We start from the raw sequence: 1,486 nt of genomic DNA, 5'->3' as shown, positions 1-1,486 counted from the left end.
CCCCGTTATGTTTTCCGCGGTCCTGCAAGAGGGCCGCTGGCCTCCGGGCCCGGCATGACTGTGTCCCCCTGTCCTTGATGACCTGGGGGGTGGTGTTCACCGGGCCCGAGAGGTGCCGTCGGAGACGCTGATGAGAGGTCCGGCCACCGTCCGGTCCGGTGCAATGCCGGGCAGTTCGCGGGCGGCAGGTCTGCATAACGTGGATGCGCGTGTACGACACCGATGCCCAGGCCAGCCGCACCAAAGGAGTTGAGAGCACGATGTTCGACACCGTCGACGTGGGCGTCTTCCTCGGTCTGGATGTCGGCAAGACGGCCCACCACGGCCATGGGCTGACCCCGGCCGGCAAGAAGGTCTACGACAAACCGCTGCCCAACAGCGAACCGAAACTGCGGGCCGTGTTCGACAAGCTGGCCGCGAAGTTCGGCACCGTGCTGGTGATCGTGGACCAGCCCGCTTCGATCGGCGCCCTGCCCCTGACGGTCGCGAGGGACGCGGGCTGCAAGGTCGCCTACCTGCCGGGCCTGTCGATGCGGCGGATCGCCGATCTCTACCCGGGCGAGGCGAAGACCGACGCAAAGGACGCCGCGGTGATTGCGGACGCCGCCCGCACCATGCCGCACACTCTGCGCTCGCTTCAGCTGACCGACGAGATCACCGCCGAGCTGACCGTGCTGGTCGGCTTCGACCAGGACCTCGCGGCCGAGGCCACCCGCACCTCCAACCGCATACGCGGCCTGCTCACCCAGTTCCACCCCAGCCTCGAACGTGTCCTGGGGCCCCGGCTCGACCACCAGGCCGTCACCTGGCTGCTGGAACGCTACGGATCCCCGGCCGCCCTGCGGAAAGCCGGACGCCGCAGGCTCGTTGAGGTGATCCGGCCCAAGGCCCCGCGCATGGCGACCCGGCTGATCGACGAGGTCTTCGACGCGCTCGACGAGCAGACCGTGGTGGTTCCCGGAACGGGCACGCTCGACATCGTCATCCCGTCTCTGGCCCGGCAACTCGCGGCCGTCCACGACCAGCGCCGGGCTCTGGAAGCCCAGATCAACACCCTGCTGGAACAACACCCTCTTTCCCAGGTCCTGATCTCGATGCCGGGGGTCGCGGTCAGGACCGCTGCTGTTCTGCTGGTCACCGTCGGCGACGGCACCAGCTTCCCCACCTCCGCCCACCTCGCCTCCTACGCCGGTCTCGCGCCGACCACGAAGTCGTCGGGGACCTCGATCCACGGCGAACACGCACCGCGAGGCGGGAACCGACAGCTCAAACGGGCCATGTTCCTGTCCGCGTTCGCGGCCCTGCACGATCCCGTCTCCCGCACCTACTACGACCGCTGCCGGGCCAGAGGAAAGACCCACACTCAGGCCCTTCTCCGCCTCGCCCGGCATCGCATCAGCGTGCTCTTCGCGATGCTCCGCGACGGCACCTTCTACGAACACCGAACCCCCCGCCTCGCTTGACGAAAGACATAGAGGCACCCCCC

Annotated in this window: 1 protein-coding gene; it reads left to right on the top strand. The window is 68.4% G+C overall.

Translation table 11 applies throughout. The features are described from left to right. Positions 1-260 precede the first annotated feature (260 nt). Positions 261-1,463, top strand: a complete 1,203-nt coding sequence (locus ACWCRB_RS49720; protein WP_451002358.1) for an IS110 family transposase — start codon at positions 261-263, stop codon at positions 1,461-1,463. Positions 1,464-1,486 lie beyond the last annotated feature (23 nt).

The sequence above is a fragment of the Streptomyces sp. NPDC002156 genome (genome assembly GCF_053593675.1).
Note: the sequence above shows the minus strand (reverse complement) of the source record. Positions and strands in the feature narration are given on the sequence as shown.

Excerpts from the sequence above, each read along its gene's own strand:
- ACWCRB_RS49720 (WP_451002358.1), top strand. The coding sequence starts at position 261 with ATGTTCGACACCGTCGACGTGGGCGTCTTCCTCGGTCTGGATGTCGGC.